We start from the raw sequence: 16,662 nt of genomic DNA, 5'->3' as shown, positions 1-16,662 counted from the left end.
GTTATCGCTGTAGCCACCGCGGTTAAGACCTTCAAATGGCTAAAACCCTTTATTCTGCCTTCTGCCTATAGCCTTCTATCTTTGGCTAAGCTGTGCCGATAGCCTCACAGTTCTGTGTGAGCGGTCTTTTGCCGCCAGATTAAGTCTTGGATATAAAACAACGTTTCATTCGGTTGTGCTGAGTCGGGATCGCTACGCGAACAACCCCGACTCGACATTAGCTATTGCAACGGCTGGCAAAGCAGGCGATCGCGCGACTAGCTAGCGGTATACCAGGAAACATCGCGATCTTTAGTCGCCCAAAACATATTGTGGATTTTTTGCACAGCTTCCATCAGTTCTTGAGCGTGCTGTAGGCTGACTTCTACTTTGCAAGCAGAGCAGAGTTTAGCAGCCTTCCAGAAGGTGTCATGCAGGTCGGGATACTTGTCTAGATGAACTGGCTTGAAGTAGTCAGTCCATAAAATCAGAATTTCTTCCTTGGCTTTTTGAGCCTGCTCTTCTTTAATGGCAACGTAGCGGGATAGGGTGTTCTCGTAGGTAATCCAGGCTGCCTTATCGCTAGTTGCAGGAATTTCAAGATCCATGATTTTTTTGGTCATGGAAAGCACCGCTTCGGCGTTGATTCGAGCAGCAGACGGATCGTAAACACCACAAGGCCCGTCACAGTGAGCATGAACCGCGGGGGCGGGAAACCAGGCTTTTAGTGTAGAAATTGCTTTGCTTAGCATAGTGAATTAAAATTCGCTCGCTTTAGGAAAAATTAGAAATTGACAAAATTGGGGAAATTTAGAAACACCCTGTCTCAACCGATGAAGACAGATGCTAGGTGCAGCAGATCCATATACAGAATCTTTCAGCATCCCTATCCCCCCCATCCCCATTTTTATGGCAACTGGTCGATTGCGACAAGTGTTTTGCCCGATCAAGGCCAACTTGTCTCGGGTTTTCTATCAAAAGTAGTAGAGTCGTCAGAGGCCATTACTGAACAAAATGCCGAGAATTTCATTATTTCATGGGGTCAGTACCCTGCTGCTAGCCAGTTTGCTCACCGGCTGTAGTCCGCTAACAGCTTTTTTAGGCTTTTTCAATGCCGCACCTCCAGAGTCAACGGTTTTGCCGCCCTGCGTTCAGGATGAATGCAACTGCAATGATTTTATCGGTCAGGCGTTGGCTCAGCGGGTGCTAGATGCCTTTGTAGGCGATCCGTATGGGCTTGACCAAGACAACAATGGCCAAGCGTGTGAAAGTTTGCCAACTATCACCTGGGAGCGAGATGATTCAGCGCCTGAAAGCCGTAGCCCTCACTTAGCTTTGGGCAATCCGAGCAATGCCAATTTGAATAATCTCAGCAATTTTCTAATTGAGCGATCGCAGTATGCTCTGGCTTACAACCGCGATCGCGGTACAGCTAACTGGGCTAGCTGGCAGCTTTCAGCCGACTGGTTAGGCGGTGTCGATCGCCAAAATGATTTTCGCCAAGATGGGGGGCTACCCGGTGGCGTTTATCAAGTCACCCCCGATGACTATCGCGGTAGTGGGTTCGATCGGGGGCATTTGGTTCCTTCTGGCGATCGCACCGCTAGCCAGACAGATAACTCAGCAACCTTTTTGATGACCAACATTGTACCCCAAGCCCCCAACAACAACCGCGGCCCCTGGCGAGAGCTAGAAGAATATTCTCGCGATTTAGTCTATCAGCAAGATCGCGTTCTTTACATTATCGCCGGAGCCTATGGCGTCCAAGACAGTCTGGCAGAAAGAGCCATTACAATTCCCAGTCGGCTTTGGAAAGTCATCGTCGTTTTAGACGCCTCCGCAGCCGCAACGCTGGCCATTGAACCAGACACCCCAGTCATTGCAGTAGACATGCCTAACCGCAACGAGATAACCGCTAACTGGCGCGCTTATCAAACTTCTATTGATAGTATTGAAGCAGCCACTGGCTACGATCTGCTGGCTAACTTGCCCGACGATGTCGAAGCCGTCCTTGAAGCGCAGGAGTAAATCGTAGTGGAGTTTGTCCCCGAACTCACTGCCGATGGTTCTTACACTTTTTATTCCAACGCCTTTGGCGAACATTTTCACAATCGCGAAGGCGCTTACCGAGAGGCGCAACAAACCTATGTAGAAGCGACTCAGCTAGCCCAAAAAGCTTGCCAGGGTCGGCTTTGCCTTTTAGATATCTGCTACGGCTTAGGTTACAACACAGCCGCTGCTCTCGAAACCATTTGGCAAGCGAATCCTCACTGCCAGGTTGTTTGGGTTGGCCTAGAGTTAGATGCTGCCATACCGCAAGCGGCGATCGCTCAAGGTTTAATTAACCGCTGGAGTCAACCTGTCCAAGCCAGCTTAAAAGCATTGGCTCAGCAACAGCAAATCAACAGCGATCGCCTGCAAGCCCAACTCCTATTAGGAGATGCCCGTCAACAAATCTATCTGCTAACTCAGAAACCGTTTCAAGCCGATGCTATTTTTCTAGATCCCTTTTCGCCGCCAAGCTGCCCCCAGCTTTGGAGCCTCGAATTTCTGCAGCAGGTGGCCTATTGTCTCAAGCCAGACGGACGCTTAGCCACCTATTCTGCCGCTGCCGCCGTCAGAATAGCGCTGTTGGCTGCGGGCTTAAAACTAGGTGAAAATCCGGTCGCTGGTCGGCGCTGGCCAGGGACATTGGCTAGCTTTCATGCCATTGACTTAGTACCGCTCTGCCAGCAAGCTCAAGAACATTTACAAACACGAGCCGCCGTTCCTTACCGCGATCCGCATTTGACCGATACAGCCACCGTCATTCAGCAACGCCGCCGCCATGAGCAGGCCCAGTCACCGCTGGAGCCAACCACCCGCTGGCGAAAACGCTGGCGTTCTTTACTATGATTTCACAGTAAATTCATCCGCAATTTAGCTTATTTTTTACGCTATTTACAGTAATCTCCGTAGAAAGCCTATTTTCGTTTTTCACTGAGCTTGACACTATAGAAATTGAGAATGGGGGTGCATCAAACTACAAACATTTATCCCTGCCCAGCTTTTGTCCTGACTTCTGGGCTAGGGAACTGTTAGTAGTAACTATGCAGACCTATTCTGTGATCTTTTCGTGAACTACTCTGACTCCCAACCCGCAAAAGTTTTAGTCGTTGACGATCACGCCGCTAGTCGGATGACCGCGGTGGCGCTGCTCTCTGTTGAGGGCTATGAAGTGATCGAGGCTTACAGTGGCCCTAGTGCCTTACGGGCTGTGGCAAACAGCAAACCCGACTTGATTCTCTTGGATGTGATGATGCCAGGGATGGATGGGTTTGAGGTCTGCCGCAACCTTAAACAAGACGATCAAACCCGTCTGATTCCAGTGGTGTTTGTCACAGCTTTGTACGATCGCCAAGCGCGACTGCGCGGCATTGAGGCAGGCGGTGACGACTTTTTGACCAAGCCCTTCGACCAACTAGAACTCTCAGCCAGGGTCAAATCTTTAGTTCATCAAAAACGCCTGAACGAAGATTTAGATCATGCCGAACAGGTCTTGTTTTCACTCGCTCGCACCATTGAAAGTCGCGATCCCAATACAGGCGATCATTGTGAGCGTTTAATTCAGCTAGGGCAAGCCTTTGGTGAATTTTTACAGCTCTCGCGATCGCAAATTCGAGATCTAATTTGGGGCAGCTATTTGCACGATATCGGGAAGGTGGGTATTCCCGATGCGGTACTGCTGAAAACCAGCGGCTTTACCGAAGCTGAACGAGCCATTATGCGAGAGCATGTGATCATTGGCGAACGCATTTGCCAGCCCCTACGTACCATGCGCGGGGTATTACCCATCATTCGCCATCATCACGAACGTTGGGATGGCTCTGGCTACCCGGATGGCTTAGTAGGCAACAATATTCCGCTCTTAGCTCAAGTGTTTCAACTAATTGACATTTATGACGCACTAACCAGCGAACGGCCTTACAAACCCGCCTATTCCCCGGAGAAAGCTTTGCAAACGCTGTGGCGAGAAGTAGGACGCGGCTGGCGCAGCCCTGAGTTAATGTCCCAATTTGACACCTTTGTATGCCAGCATACGCATCCATTAGAATCCAAACCTGAGACTCCCCTGGTCAAAATTTATTAGCAGACAACCTGCTGCCCTGGTTTTTGCTCTGGACAGAAGCGCGGTATACTCCGTGAGGCTAGCTCTGAGGGAAATAAGAACGATGTTAGCGGTAGCAATCCTAGCCGCTGGGCGCGGCACTCGCATGAAATCCACCTTGCCGAAAGTGCTGCACTCAGTAGGCGGCAAATCTATGGTTGAAAGAGTTCTGCAAAGTTTGACAACGGTTGATCCGTCTCGTTGCTTTGTCATCGTTGGTTACGGTAGCGATCAAGTTAAACAAACGCTAAAACATTTATCTTCCATAGAATTTGTCGAGCAAGCACAACAGCTAGGTACAGGTCACGCTGTGCAGCAGGTGATTCCCTACCTGCAAGATTTTCAAGGAGATCTGCTAGTTCTCAACGGTGATGTGCCTTTACTGCGGCCTGAAACGCTTCAAAATTTGGTTCAACAGCATCAGACCCATCAAAATGCCGCCACGCTCTTAACAGCTCAGATGGCTAATCCCAGTGGCTATGGTCGCGTATTTTGTGACGATCAAAATAGGGTCACCGCCATCGTAGAAGACCGCGACTGCAGCATCACTCAAAAACAAAATTGTCGGATTAACGCAGGGGTTTATTGCTTCAACTGGCCTCAGTTGGCAACCGCTTTGCCTCAGCTCCAAACCAACAACGATCAGCAAGAATATTACTTGACGGATGTGGTTAAACTGCTTTCGCCAGTTATGGCCGTGGATGTAGCAGATAGTCAAGAAATTCAGGGAATTAATAATCGCAAACAGCTAGCGGCAGCCGCCATGATGTTGCAAAACCGGATTAAAGATCACTGGATGGCGGCTGGGGTAACGCTCATTGAACCGAACAGCATCACAATTGATGAAACGGTTGAACTGGCTCCAGACGTGATTGTTGAACCTCAAACCCATCTGCGCGGACAGACCCAGGTTGGCTCAGGCAGTCGGCTTGGCCCTGGTAGCTTGATTGAAAACAGTCAGCTAGCTGAAAATGTGACGGTGCTTTATTCGGTTGTCAGCGATAGTACGGTAGCAGCCCAGACTCGCATTGGCCCTTATGCGCACCTGCGGGGGCAAGCTGTAGTGGGGGCAGGCTGCCGTGTGGGCAACTTTGTTGAGCTAAAAAAGGCTGAGGTAGGCGATCGCACCAACATTGCCCATCTTTCCTACATTGGAGACGCCACCCTGGGCAACCAGGTAAACGTAGGGGCAGGCACCATTACCGCCAACTACGATGGTTATCAAAAACATCGGACAACTATTGGCGATCGCACCAAGACTGGTTCCAATAGCGTTTTTGTTGCGCCTATCAATATTGGAGAAGCCGTTACCGTTGGGGCTGGTTCAGTAGTCACAAAAGACGTACCGGATGACTGCCTAGTAGTAGCTCGAGCCAAGCAGACTGTTATTCCTGGCTGGAAGCCTAAACCAATGCGTCCCGATCAAGAGGCTTAGCGCCTTTAGCTTAAAAAAAAGAAAAAAAAGAGGGTCAAACAAGACCCTCACACTGCGTTGTTGTCACGGATACGAAACTTTTTAGCGGTGACGGTAGCTAGCAGGCTCCCCTGCGCAAGGCTACAACCCCCACGGTTTGCAAAATCAGCTTTAGGTCGTACACCACCGACCAGCGCTCTTGATAGCGCAAGTCTAGCTTTACGATATCTTCAAAGTCTTTGACGCTGGAGCGACCGTAAACTTGCCACTCACCCGTAATTCCTGGCTTCACCTTGAGCCGTTGCCAATGATGGGACTCATACTGCATCACCTCATTGACAGTCGGCGGACGAGTGCCGACTAGACTCATATCTCCCCAAAGCACGTTCCAAAATTGGGGAAACTCATCAATACTGGTTTTACGCAAAAAGCGGCCTACACGAGTAATGCGAGGATCTTGAGCGTTTTTGAAAATTAAGCCTTTGGCTTCGTTGTTGACCAGATGCATGAGTTTATCAGCATCTTTAACCATCGAACGAAATTTCCAAATGCGAAAAGTCTTGCCTCGATGGCCACAGCGAACTTGGCTGTAAAAAATGGGGCCGGGATTGTCCAGTTGAATGGCCAAAACAACAGGTATGGCTAAAATTGCCGTGAGGATTAGCCCTACCAAAGCACCCAAAACGTCAATCAGTCGTTTGCAGCCGCTCTTTACAGAGGCATGCAGCTCCTCTAATTCGGACGAGACAGCGTGTGAGACTCGGATCTCTTGAGAACAAACTGTTTCCAAAGCGGCTGATAGAGAGATTTGGTTAGAAGACGGTGCTTCGCAAGCAGAGAGCTGAGAAGTGCTGACCACGGCTGGCTAAAGTCTCCTTCGGACGTTTACCTGTCACTGCCATAGTAAAAATGGGACGTGGGGATCGGTAGGTAAACTTAGCAGGTTTGCCTAAACTTTGAAAAACAGGGCAGTAATATAAAGTTCATGCGGTGGTTGGGGCGAAGCGGGAACTTTATTTAGAATTGAGCTGTCCAATTAAAACAATTTGGCTGCAAATTACGTAGATTTGCTAATGAGGCAACTGTTGAATCAAGCTCAAAACTTGATGAGCCATTGCCAGCTTGCTACAAGGTAATATGGCCTGCTGCTTGCCTGTGCTATCGATGAAGATAGCTTGGTTGCGATCGCTACCGAATCCGCTATCTGGCTGATCGATAGGATTGGCAACAATCGCATCTAACCGCTTTTGCGCCAGCTTGTGCAAAGCTGGGGAGACAATATCCCCCGTCTGAGCCGCAAAGCCAATCAGCTTTTGGTGCGCTGGTTTGACGTTTCCCAGTTCAGCCAAAATATCCGGCACCGTCTCTAAAGACAACTGAGGTGGCAGCAATTGCTTAGGAAGCTTTTCAGGAGCCGTTTCGGTGGGTCGCACATCAGCAACAGCCGCCGCCATAATCACCCAATCCGCTTGAGGGGCTTCTGCCAGCAACACCTGATGCATCTCAGCCGCACTCAGTGTTAAATGGGTGCGCAAGGGTGGCAAAGTTTGCAGTAGATTCTCAGCGACAAGGCCGTGTACAAGCGAAACGGTAGCGCCCCGATGGTAAGCAGCTTGGGCTAAGGCAATACCCATCTTACCCGTTGAGGGATTGCCGATAAAACGCACCGGATCTAAATACTCACGCGTGCCACCAGTGCTGATTAAAATATGCTTACCGCTTAGATCGCACCGCCCCTGGCTATAAAGCAAAGATTGCAAATAGGCTAATATCTCAGACGGTTCAGCCATACGGCCTTGTCCCACGCGATCGCAAGCCAATCTCCCGGCTCCTGGCCCCACCCGATGAAAGCGCTGATCTTGGCATAACTGAGTCCAATTGCGTTGAACAGCTATCTGCTGCCACATATCGGTATTCATGGCCGGAGCCAAAAGAACAGGACTCGTCGAAGCCAACAGGATGTTAGTTAATAGGTTATCTGCTAGGCCATAAGTGAGTTTAGCCAGGGTATTAGCCGTCAAAGGCGCAATCAAAATGACGTCAGCCCACTCGCCTAGCTCAATATGCAAAGGACGTCTATGGTCGGCTTGCCAAAAATCTTTGTCGGTATAAGCGGGTTGACGGCAAAGTGTGGCCAATGTCAAAGGCGCAACAAAACGCTGGGCCGCCTCAGTTAAGACGGCCCGTACAGCAATCCCTTGCTGGGCTAGGGCTGAGGCAACCTCGCATACCTTATATGCAGCAATACCACCGCCTACGCCCAACAAAACTCGTTTAGGCGCTTCACCACTCACAGATGCGCTTGAACCTCTTATTAATAAAGCTATATAGAGCTTTGTTGATGAGCGGGTGAAGGCTAAGCCTCGTCAAAAGACTCCATATCCAGCAAATGTACGTAGGACTCAACTAACTCAGGCCGCTGAAAAGCAACTGCCCTCAACAAATGCCAGTCTTTTAGTCCTTCAAACGCATTTTCGTAAGCATCTTGCTCTAAACGCTTAGCCAGTTCTGCGACTGAATCTTTTGTCATCGCAGAAACCTCTTTCTGAGAAAGATGGAGCGTCGTCATAACTTTCCCCCCCTTGGGATTTACCAGTCTCGAAATAGCTTCAACACCACAAATCCACTTGATTTAATCCCATCCTAGGATGATCAGGGGCTAAAATGGCTCAGTTTGTCCACAAAATTTCGCAAAACTGTTGCATTTGTACCAGCATTTCTGGCTGAATTTCGTGTCCCATGTGGCGCTCATGGTAGTCAACCTTCATATTATTCGCTACCAGAGCAGCTTTTGCCTGCTGGGCTAGCACCAGGGGCACAACGGCATCCTGACGACCGTGTATCATTAAAACTGGACAATGAGGGTACCGGGGCTTGATGGGAGCGTGCAGATAGCCACTCAATACCATTAGTCCGGCTAGCGGTAGTTGCGTCCCTACATCTAGGGTCATAGCGCCTCCCTGAGAAAAACCCGCTAAAACAGTGTTGGCAAGGGGTACACCCGTTGAGTTTTCTAGTGATAAGAGCCATTGGGTGAGTTGCTGCCGACTTTGATTAAGATCGGCTTGGGTATTAAAGTTGGGCGGGCTACGAAAGTCATAACCCATTGGAAAGCCATACCACATGCGGCCATTAGGCACTTGCGGGTGGGCAAAGGGCGCATTGGGAAACAGCATTTGGCAATTTGATAGCTTGAGGTAAGGAGCCAAGGCTGCTAAATCGTCAGCATTGGCTCCCCAACCGTGAAGCGCTACCAGCAAATGTCGAGGCTGGGGGTTAGCCGGGGGTGGGAAAGCGATCGCCGTCAGAGTCAAGAGTCTATTTCCAGTCTTTATCAATATCCTATGCTGATTACTCTTGGGATGATTGAAGTTTTTGGTCTGTCTACTGCCATCAAAGTGGCTGACAGCATGTGTAAAAGCGGACAGGTACAACTGGTTCAGTTTGCCAATGCCGAAGCGGGGCTGATTTCGGTCGTGGTGCAGGGAAGAATCGCTGATGTTCAAGCGGCAGTGGCAGCAGGCTTGGCAACAGCCCAGCAGGCTAACGCGATCGCCTCTCACCGGGTCATCACCAGCACTCAACCAAACCACTTGCCGCGATCGCCTGAGACGATGCCGCTTTACCCAAATTCGCCTAATCCGCCTGCAGACGCACCAGAAACCTATCTAGATTAGGCGGCTACCGTCAATAAGTCATAAAATTGACTAAGGCATTTCAATCGGCCCGATTAGCATTGCCGCAACCGTCGATTGCAACCCTCGTAGTTAGTTTGCGTTCCGCGCGAGGTTTTTTACCTGTGGTTCAGTTCCATATTCAGCCTGAAAGCGATATTCCTGCCTCTACCCAGCTATACGATCAAATTTGGTTTGCGATCGCTTCTCGCCAGTTTCCCCCCGGCCATCGCCTGCCTAGCACCCGACAGCTAGCGATGCAGACTGGCTTACACCGCAATACCATTAGCAAAGTTTATCGCCAGCTAGAAGATGCGGGTATCGTTGAAGCCCAACCCGGCTCAGGAATTTATGTTCGCGCTCAGGGTGGGGCTGATGGCGCCAAGCCGCAGTCGCCGTTGTGGGATCAGTTTCCGAAAGCGCGTGAAGTTGTCGAAAATAGCTTAGACGAACTGCTGCGACAGGGTTGTTCGCTACATCAGGCTCGGGAACTGTTTTTGGCCGAAATTGATTGGCGGCTACGCTGCAGTGCCAGAGTGCTGGTGACGACGCCCCGACAAGACATTGGTGCTGGCGAAATGATGGTGCGCGAGTTAGAACAAGCGCTGCAAATTCCAGTACAGTTGGTGCCGCTCGAAGAGCTTGAGGGTGTATTAGCCCAGGCGAGATCTGGCACTGTCGTCACCAGCAATTACTTTTTGAATGAAGCTGAAGCGATCGCTGGGCCAAAATCAGTGCGCGTAATTCCCATTGATATTTATGACTACGCCGCCGAACTTGACCGCCTCAAGCAGCTACCTAAAGACACGTCGCTGGGCATGGTTAGCATTAGTTCGGGTATTTTGCGAGCAGCAGAAGTCATTGCCTATAGCCTACGAGGCGACGACATCCTAGTGACGACTGCCCAAGCAGACGATGCCTACAAGCTTAAAGCCCTTATCCGTAGTGCCAACACGATTTTTGTCTTCGATCAAACCAGTTTGCCGCTGGTCAAAGAAGCGATCGCGGAAGCTCGAGAAGACCTAATTCGCCCCCCTCAAATTATTTGCAGCGACAACTATGTAGGCGAAAAGTCAATTTCTCTGCTTAAACGCGAACTGGGATTAGATTGAAGTGTAGCTAAAAGCAAAGCCGCTGCCGTTTGGGCTGAGGCTGACAAGCCTTGCTGTTGAGCCTTAGCCTATGCCCGTCAAAAATGTGTTGACAACTTGAAAATATTGCTCAGGGGCTTCCAGCATGGGGAAGTGCCCCGTTTGGGGAATGAGCGCATATTCGATGTGATTGTTTAGAGCCGCAGCGGCTTTGCCTAGCTTGGCTGGGGTAATTTTGTCGTATTCTCCAGATACCAGTAGCGTCGGTACTGAAATTTTGCGAAATTCTTCAGGCATCACTTCTGTAGCTTTTTTGCTAACCGAAGTAAAAATTGTGCCTAAAGCAGTGTCATAGTCTGCCATGAGAAAATCTGCCAAAAAAGCCTGCTTCTCAAGGGCTGGAATAGGACGGCTCAAGAAGCGGCTCATAAAAAAGGTGGGCATGAGCGGAATTTTGCTCAGCCACCGTGGCCGAAAAGCCACGACATAGCCGCCAAACTTATAGAAAGCTTCAAAGGCGGCTTTGTCATACTCAAAGACACCGTTGCAGGTTAGAATTGCCTGCTCGACCCGCTCGCCGTACTGATTTAAGAAATAAATCGCAACGGTAGCTCCCATAGAATGCGCATTTAGATAAACCCGTTCTAACCCCAAACTGTCTAGTAAGGCAGCCAGATCATCGGCGAAAGTTTCGAGTTCGTAGCCTCTCGCTAAGGTCGCCGCTCGTGCTTCAGATGGAATAAGCGAACGACCAAACCCTCGCAAATCGTACAGTAGACAATTGAACTGCTTAGCGAAAACCTTGGCAGGTCTGTACCAATAGCGGGCTGAGCCAGCCCAGCCGTGAACAAAAACCAAAGTGGGCTTGTCTGCCCCAACCGTATCTGACTCGGTTACCCACTCGTAATAATGGGGAACGCCGTTAACCTCCGCATAGGGCATAATCGTTAGGCCGATTCAGGTTTGGGCAAAGAAGAGGGATGAACTAACAACTCAGCTGTCGATCGCTTCTCTACCATTTCTCGCGTCACCATACAGCGCTTGACATCCTTACGAGAAGGTAGCTCGTACATGACGTCCAGCATCAGTTCTTCAACAATACCGCGTAACGCCCTAGCACCTGTTTTACGACGATAAGCCTCACGCGCGATCGCCCGAATCGCATCCGGCTTAAATTCTAGATTGACATTATCCATCCGCAACAGCTTCTGGAATTGCTTAACCAACGCATTCTTTGGCTCGGTCAGGATTTCAACTAGCGCATCTTCATCGAGAGGATCGACGACGGAAATAGCTGGAATACGACCGATAAACTCTGGGATTAAGCCAAACTTCACCAGGTCTTCTGGCTCTAAATGCTTCAGCACATCCGAAGTCCGCTTTTCGCGGGTCTGCTGCGCTTCACCTGGCTGAATAAAGCCCATCGTTTTTTTGCCGATGCGCTGCTCCACAATTTTCTCTAACCCAACAAAAGCACCGCCGCAAATAAAGAGAATGTTGCTGGTATCAATTTGAATACAGTCTTGATAAGGGTGCTTGCGCCCTCCCTGAGGAGGCACATTCGCAACCGTACCCTCAAGCATTTTCAACAACGCTTGCTGTACCCCTTCACCCGAAACATCTCGCGTGATGGAAGGATTTTCGCTTTTACGAGCAATCTTATCGATTTCGTCGATGTAAATAATGCCGCGCTGCGCTTCTTCTACATCTAAATCGGCAACCTGCAACAGCCTCAGCAAAATATTCTCGACGTCTTCGCCCACATAGCCTGCTTCAGTTAGCGTTGTGGCATCAGCAACAGCAAACGGCACTTCCAAAATATGAGCGAGCGTTTGGGCAAGCAACGTCTTACCACAGCCAGTCGGCCCAATCAGCAAAATGTTTGACTTTTGCAGTTCTACGCTTTCCTCGGCGTCTGTACCTCGATTTTGGCTATAGCTGAGCCGCTTGTAATGGTTGTAGACGGCAACTGATAGTACCTTTTTAGCCTCGTCCTGACCAATGACATGTTCGTCAAGGTACTTCTTGATTTCACGAGGTTTGGGAATTTGATTGAGGGAGATGGGGCTAGTCGTACTGCGCCGTCTCTCTGGTGGTGTTTCTCGACGTTGAACAGGTTGCGAAACCGCTGCGCTAGAGTCAAACAGCTCTTCATCCAGGATTTCGTTACACAGATCAACGCACTCATCACAGATATAGACTCCCGGACCTGCAATTAGCTTCCGGACTTGTTCTTGAGACTTACCGCAAAAAGAACACTTCAGATGGGAGTCGTACTTAGACATAGTTGCCCCTTATTTCAGCGCTGCTACGTTTGAACTAGATGCCAGTTCCTTTTGCTCAATAACTTGGTCGATTAAACCATAAGCTTGAGCGTCATGAGCTGACATAAAAAAGTCACGCTCCGTATCTTCTTGAATGCGGTCTAATGGCTGTCCTGTATGTTCAGCCATTAGCTCATTGAGCCGCTGCTTATGATACAGAATTTCTCTGGCCTGAATTTCGATATCAACCGCTTGTCCTTGGGCACCCCCTAGAGGCTGGTGAATCATAATTCGAGAGCTAGGTAAAGACATCCGCTTGCCTTTGGTCCCACCACTGAGAAGAAAAGCGCCCATACTGGCTGCTAAACCATAGCAAATAGTTACCACGTCCGGGCGAATCTGCTGCATTGTATCGTAAATCGCCATGCCCGCTGTCACAGAACCACCGGGCGAATTAATATAAAGCTGAATATCTTTCTCAGGTTCCTCGGCATCCAAAAACAAAAGCTGAGCCACAATTGAGTCGGCAACCGTGTCGTTCACAGGGGTTCCTAAGAAAACAATGCGCTCTCTCAGCAGCCGAGAATAAATATCAAAAGCTCGCTCACCACGGCCAGACTGCTCAACCACCATTGGCACAACGCTTTCAATATGCAGAGCAGTGATAGCCGCTGAGCTAATGTTAGTTAAAGAAAAATTGGGTGTTTTTGAAAAAGCCATACAGGGCTATCTTGCTTCAGAAGTACGTTTTTGGGTCAGATGGGCGATCGCAGCTTGCCAGCCCAAATCTCTCACACCTCACCTCTCCCAACATTATGCCTTAAGTCCTCGGAAGGATTGGCATGGGAATCACCGAATCCTTCTGAGAAAATATCATTCGTTAACATTCGTCACAAACTTGGGGCAACCCTTGGAGATTAAGTTTAGACCAAGGCAGCCTCGAGCCGTAAACCAGTTTGTAACTATTGTTTAGATTCTGTCGTCTCCTCGGTTGCTACTGCTTCAGTTTCACCATCTTTAATGTCAGCCGCAGTCGCTTCAACATCAATTGTTGCAGGCGTTTCTGCTACCAATTCAGGCGCTTCTGCTGCGGCCTCATCCGCCTGGGCAGCGGTCAAAGTTCCCTCTGGCACTAGCTCAACCGTGCTGTGTTCCTCCAGCCACGCCAGAATTTTTTCCTTCAGCAAGTCTTCACGGACAATTTCTTGCAGCCGATCCATATCGACGTTTTGAGGATCGTCAATGTCTGCCAGCATTTCGTCAGCCCGAGCCTTAATTTCAGACTCTTCAACCGCGATCGCTTCTTGCTTAGCCACTTCTCCTAACGCAAGGGTGCGCTTGAGACGGGCGATCGCTTCTGGCTGAGCGCGCTCTCGCATATTCGCCACAATGTCTTTGGTTAAGAGCTTTTTAATGTCGATACCCTGATTACCCAACTGCATAGCCGTCTGGGTAACTAAGTAATCAACTTCACGCTGCACCAACGTGTGCGGAATCTCTGCCTCTAAGTGAGTGACTAGAGCTTCTAGCAAAGCACCTTCCTTATTCGACTTGATTTGCCTTTCCGCATCTTGGCTATAGCGCTCCTCCAGAGAAGCCCTAAGTTCTACCAACGTTTCAAACTCACTGACTTCTTGAGCAAACTCATCATCTAGCTCAGGCAGTTCTTTTTCTTTCAGTTCTTTGAGCGTAATTGTAAAAACAGTCGGTTTACCCGCAATCTTTTCTTGGGGATAGTCTTCGGGGAAGGTTACCTCAATTTCTTTGGTTTCATCAGGCTGCATACCGACGATGCCGTCTACAAACCCTTCAATAAAGCGCCCCTCAGTTAGCTCTAGCTGAAAATCTTCAGCACTGCCGCCTTCAAATTCTTCAGGCTCTTCACCTTCAACCAGCAACTTACCGACAAAATCGATCACTACCACATCACCCGCTTGAGCGGCTCGATCTTCCACCGGAACCAGCGTTGCTAAGTTCTCGCGGTATTCCGCCAAAACTGAATCCACCTTCTCAGGATCGTACTTGGCTTCTTCTGCCTGAACTGATAGGTCTTTGTAGTTAGCCAGAGAAACCCTTGGCGGTACATCAACCGCAGCTGAAAACGTTAGCGGTTGACCCGGCTCATATTGATTGATTAAATCTTCAAAAGAGGTCTTGAGCTGGTAATTACCAATCGCTTCAACCTCTTCCTGAGCGATCGCCTTCTCTACCGCTTCTTGAACCAATTCTTCAATAGCAGCGGCTTTGACCTGTGCAGCACCAAATCGCTGCAGTAAGACTTGACGAGGAACTTTACCTTTGCGAAACCCAGGAATATTCGCAGAGCGCATGAACTTACGCAGCACCTGATCATAGGCCTGCTTAGACATCTCTGCGGTAATTTCAATTTCTAGGCCAACTTGGCTATCGGGTAATTTTTCCTGAGTAACTTTCATCGAATTCCTTAGAGTTTTAGCAACGGATCCAGCCCCGTTAGTATCCGTGAGCGAGGCCCTTTCTTCAATTAATCGCAGTTAGCTATCATAGCGGATTCTTTTAGGCAACGAACATCCACTGCAAGGAATCTTGCCGGAAAGCTTGACATTGAGGCAGTTGAATCGGTAACTGGGCTAAGTCTTAGGGGGAACTGAAGAGCGCCTAAAAATAAATAGCCAGTTGCTCACCAAAGCGATGAAAGTTAATAATGCTAGCTTAATTCTACCAACTACAGTAGTCTGGAGTGAGCTTTACCATTTAAGACAGACAGCGCATCTTTCGTAGCGATCTATCTAAGTCCTTGGCGCTTCCCCTCCAAAATATAGGCACTGAGTGTCTTAGCAATCAAACTTTAAATTAATCCATCTCATCCCTGGTCAAACCTTCAGCTACTTCAGTTCAGAAACTCAGACTCATACCCTGCTTTAACTAAAACCGCCATTTTCAATTAACCCGCTACCCGAATCCACATAACCTACCACTCAATTCACAGGAGGAAATTACGGTTGTCTCAGTCCTACAGAGTTGCCATCCTAGGGGCCACAGGTGCAGTTGGAACCGAACTACTCTCTTTACTGGAAAGCCGCAACTTTCCAGTAGCTAGCCTCAAACTTTTAGCCTCTCCCCGCTCAGTGGGTAAAACACTTACCTTCAAAGGCGAGGCTCTAACTGTTGAACCGCTTAGTGAGCAAGCCTTTGCCAACGTTGATTTAGTGCTTGCTTCGGCGGGAGGCAGCCTTTCGCGGCAGTGGGCTCCAAAAGCTGTCGAAGCAGGAGCCGTGGTTATTGACAATTCCAGTGCCTTCCGCATGGATTCACAGGTGCCTCTAGTTGTGCCTGAAGTCAACGCTCAGGCAGCCGCTCACCACGCAGGTATTATTGCTAACCCCAACTGCACCACCATTTTGATGAGTCTGGTGACTTGGCCGCTCCATCAGGTTCAGCCTATTCAACGTCTGGTTGTTTCTACTTATCAGTCTGCTAGCGGTGCCGGTGCTCGGGCGATGGAAGAGGTTAAGCAGCAAGCCCAGGCCATTTTGAATGGGGAAGAGGCGATCGCAGAAGTTTTGCCCTATCCTTTAGCCTTCAATCTTTTTCCGCATAACTCTCGCCTCACAGAAGCAGGGTACTGCGAGGAAGAAATGAAGATGCTCAACGAAACTCGTAAGATTTTTGGAGTCGAAAACCTCAGGATTACGGCAACGTGTGTTCGGGTTCCCGTCTTACGAGCGCACTCAGAAGCCATTAACCTAGAATTTGAGCGTCCTTTTGACGTCGCCCAAGCACGGGCTATCTTATCTCAATCGCCCGGTGTGCGCTTGGTTGAAGATTGGCAAGCCAACTATTTCCCGATGCCCATCGAAGCCAGTGGTCAAGATGACGTGTTAGTCGGTCGTATTCGGCAAGATTTGTCTCACCCGTGTGGCTTAGAACTTTGGCTCAGCGGTGACCAAATTCGTAAAGGTGCCGCGCTCAATGCTATCCAAATTGCTGAACTACTGGTGGCGAAGCGTTGGCTTGCTGTTCCCACGCTGGCCTAAGCTCCGAGTTTAGAAGGCTTTTGCCGTAGCAGGTCAGCAATCTGTTTTTACCTGTCTTCAGTCAGAGGCTGAGAAAG

16 protein-coding genes are annotated in these 16,662 nt (G+C 49.4%); 7 read left to right on the top strand and 9 right to left on the bottom strand.

Translation table 11 applies throughout. The features are described 5' to 3' along the window. Positions 1-257: 257 nt before the first annotated feature. Positions 258-731, bottom strand: a complete 474-nt coding sequence (sodN, locus tag ACTS3T_RS00940) for a superoxide dismutase, Ni (RefSeq protein ID WP_377965338.1) — start codon at positions 729-731, stop codon at positions 258-260. Between the two features lie 262 nt (positions 732-993). Between sodN and ACTS3T_RS00935 the strand changes: the two genes are divergently transcribed. From ACTS3T_RS00935 to glmU, 4 genes are all read left to right on the top strand, one after another. Next, a complete protein-coding gene (locus ACTS3T_RS00935; RefSeq protein WP_377965340.1) occupies positions 994-2,007 on the top strand; it encodes a DNA/RNA non-specific endonuclease in 1,014 nt (337 codons plus the stop codon). Positions 2,008-2,013: 6 nt separating this feature from the next. Beyond that, positions 2,014-2,874 carry a tRNA (5-methylaminomethyl-2-thiouridine)(34)-methyltransferase MnmD gene (locus ACTS3T_RS00930; RefSeq protein WP_377965342.1) on the top strand — a complete coding sequence of 287 codons (861 nt, stop codon included), beginning with the start codon at positions 2,014-2,016 and terminating at the stop codon, positions 2,872-2,874. Between the two features lie 220 nt (positions 2,875-3,094). Next, positions 3,095-4,108 carry an HD domain-containing phosphohydrolase gene (locus tag ACTS3T_RS00925; protein WP_377965344.1) on the top strand — a complete coding sequence of 338 codons (1,014 nt, stop codon included), beginning with the start codon at positions 3,095-3,097 and terminating at the stop codon, positions 4,106-4,108. An 82-nt stretch (positions 4,109-4,190) separates the two neighbouring features. After that, positions 4,191-5,561 carry a bifunctional UDP-N-acetylglucosamine diphosphorylase/glucosamine-1-phosphate N-acetyltransferase GlmU gene (glmU, locus tag ACTS3T_RS00920; RefSeq protein WP_377965346.1) on the top strand — a complete coding sequence of 457 codons (1,371 nt, stop codon included), beginning with the start codon at positions 4,191-4,193 and terminating at the stop codon, positions 5,559-5,561. Between the two features lie 97 nt (positions 5,562-5,658). On the opposite strand, the gene ACTS3T_RS00915 is transcribed toward glmU, so the two are convergent. The 4 genes from ACTS3T_RS00915 to ACTS3T_RS00900 all read right to left on the bottom strand — a co-directional run bounded on the left by ACTS3T_RS00915 (position 5,659) and on the right by ACTS3T_RS00900 (position 8,854). Next, positions 5,659-6,306 (bottom strand): sugar transferase, encoded by a 648-nt coding sequence (locus ACTS3T_RS00915; protein ID WP_377965381.1) that lies wholly within the window; start codon positions 6,304-6,306, stop codon positions 5,659-5,661. A gap of 304 nt (positions 6,307-6,610) precedes the next feature. Further along, a complete protein-coding gene (coaBC, locus tag ACTS3T_RS00910) occupies positions 6,611-7,834 on the bottom strand; it encodes a bifunctional phosphopantothenoylcysteine decarboxylase/phosphopantothenate--cysteine ligase CoaBC (protein ID WP_462934623.1) in 1,224 nt (407 codons plus the stop codon). A gap of 62 nt (positions 7,835-7,896) precedes the next feature. Then, on the bottom strand, positions 7,897-8,109 hold the full coding sequence (gene isiD / locus ACTS3T_RS00905) for a protein IsiD (RefSeq protein ID WP_346291080.1): 213 nt from the start codon (positions 8,107-8,109) through the stop codon (positions 7,897-7,899). 100 nt (positions 8,110-8,209) lie between these two features. Further along, a complete protein-coding gene (locus ACTS3T_RS00900) occupies positions 8,210-8,854 on the bottom strand; it encodes an alpha/beta hydrolase (RefSeq protein ID WP_377965351.1) in 645 nt (214 codons plus the stop codon). Positions 8,855-8,884: 30 nt separating this feature from the next. Here ACTS3T_RS00900 and ACTS3T_RS00895 point away from each other — a divergent pair, with 30 nt between their 5' ends. Further along, the gene (locus ACTS3T_RS00895; RefSeq protein ID WP_377965353.1) at positions 8,885-9,217 is read left to right on the top strand and encodes a BMC domain-containing protein; all 333 of its coding nucleotides are present in this window, start codon (positions 8,885-8,887) and stop codon (positions 9,215-9,217) included. 122 nt (positions 9,218-9,339) lie between these two features. Beyond that, positions 9,340-10,326, top strand: coding sequence for a GntR family transcriptional regulator (locus ACTS3T_RS00890; RefSeq protein WP_377965355.1), 987 nt, complete (start codon positions 9,340-9,342; stop codon positions 10,324-10,326). Positions 10,327-10,389: 63 nt separating this feature from the next. On the opposite strand, the gene ACTS3T_RS00885 is transcribed toward ACTS3T_RS00890, so the two are convergent. The 4 genes from ACTS3T_RS00885 to tig all read right to left on the bottom strand — a co-directional run bounded on the left by ACTS3T_RS00885 (position 10,390) and on the right by tig (position 15,004). Further along, positions 10,390-11,247 (bottom strand): alpha/beta fold hydrolase, encoded by an 858-nt coding sequence (locus tag ACTS3T_RS00885; protein ID WP_377965357.1) that lies wholly within the window; start codon positions 11,245-11,247, stop codon positions 10,390-10,392. 5 nt (positions 11,248-11,252) lie between these two features. Then, complete coding sequence (gene clpX, locus ACTS3T_RS00880; RefSeq protein WP_377965359.1) at positions 11,253-12,590, bottom strand: ATP-dependent protease ATP-binding subunit ClpX; 1,338 nt, start codon at positions 12,588-12,590, stop codon at positions 11,253-11,255. Positions 12,591-12,599: 9 nt separating this feature from the next. Then, entirely contained in the window at positions 12,600-13,289 is a 690-nt protein-coding gene (gene clpP / locus ACTS3T_RS00875; RefSeq protein ID WP_377965361.1) for an ATP-dependent Clp endopeptidase proteolytic subunit ClpP, read from the bottom strand. Between the two features lie 242 nt (positions 13,290-13,531). Continuing rightward, entirely contained in the window at positions 13,532-15,004 is a 1,473-nt protein-coding gene (gene tig, locus ACTS3T_RS00870) for a trigger factor (protein WP_377965363.1), read from the bottom strand. 546 nt (positions 15,005-15,550) lie between these two features. On the opposite strand from tig, the gene ACTS3T_RS00865 reads away from it, so the two are divergent. Beyond that, complete coding sequence (locus tag ACTS3T_RS00865; protein ID WP_377965365.1) at positions 15,551-16,585, top strand: aspartate-semialdehyde dehydrogenase; 1,035 nt, start codon at positions 15,551-15,553, stop codon at positions 16,583-16,585. Positions 16,586-16,662: the final 77 nt, after the last annotated feature.

Source organism: Almyronema sp., from assembly GCF_052168255.1.
Lineage (GTDB): Bacteria > Cyanobacteriota > Cyanobacteriia > Phormidesmidales > Phormidesmidaceae > Sphaerothrix > Sphaerothrix epifaneia.
Note: the sequence above shows the minus strand (reverse complement) of the source record. Positions and strands in the feature narration are given on the sequence as shown.

Excerpts from the sequence above, each read along its gene's own strand:
- ACTS3T_RS00895 (WP_377965353.1), top strand. The coding sequence starts at position 8,885 with ATGCTGATTACTCTTGGGATGATTGAAGTTTTTGGTCTGTCTACTGCC.
- clpX (WP_377965359.1), bottom strand. The coding sequence starts at position 12,590 with ATGTCTAAGTACGACTCCCATCTGAAGTGTTCTTTTTGCGGTAAGTCT.
- glmU (WP_377965346.1), top strand. The coding sequence starts at position 4,191 with ATGTTAGCGGTAGCAATCCTAGCCGCTGGGCGCGGCACTCGCATGAAA.
- isiD (WP_346291080.1), bottom strand. The coding sequence starts at position 8,109 with ATGACGACGCTCCATCTTTCTCAGAAAGAGGTTTCTGCGATGACAAAA.
- clpP (WP_377965361.1), bottom strand. The coding sequence starts at position 13,289 with ATGGCTTTTTCAAAAACACCCAATTTTTCTTTAACTAACATTAGCTCA.
- ACTS3T_RS00885 (WP_377965357.1), bottom strand. The coding sequence starts at position 11,247 with ATGCCCTATGCGGAGGTTAACGGCGTTCCCCATTATTACGAGTGGGTA.
- tig (WP_377965363.1), bottom strand. The coding sequence starts at position 15,004 with ATGAAAGTTACTCAGGAAAAATTACCCGATAGCCAAGTTGGCCTAGAA.
- ACTS3T_RS00935 (WP_377965340.1), top strand. The coding sequence starts at position 994 with ATGCCGAGAATTTCATTATTTCATGGGGTCAGTACCCTGCTGCTAGCC.
- sodN (WP_377965338.1), bottom strand. The coding sequence starts at position 731 with ATGCTAAGCAAAGCAATTTCTACACTAAAAGCCTGGTTTCCCGCCCCC.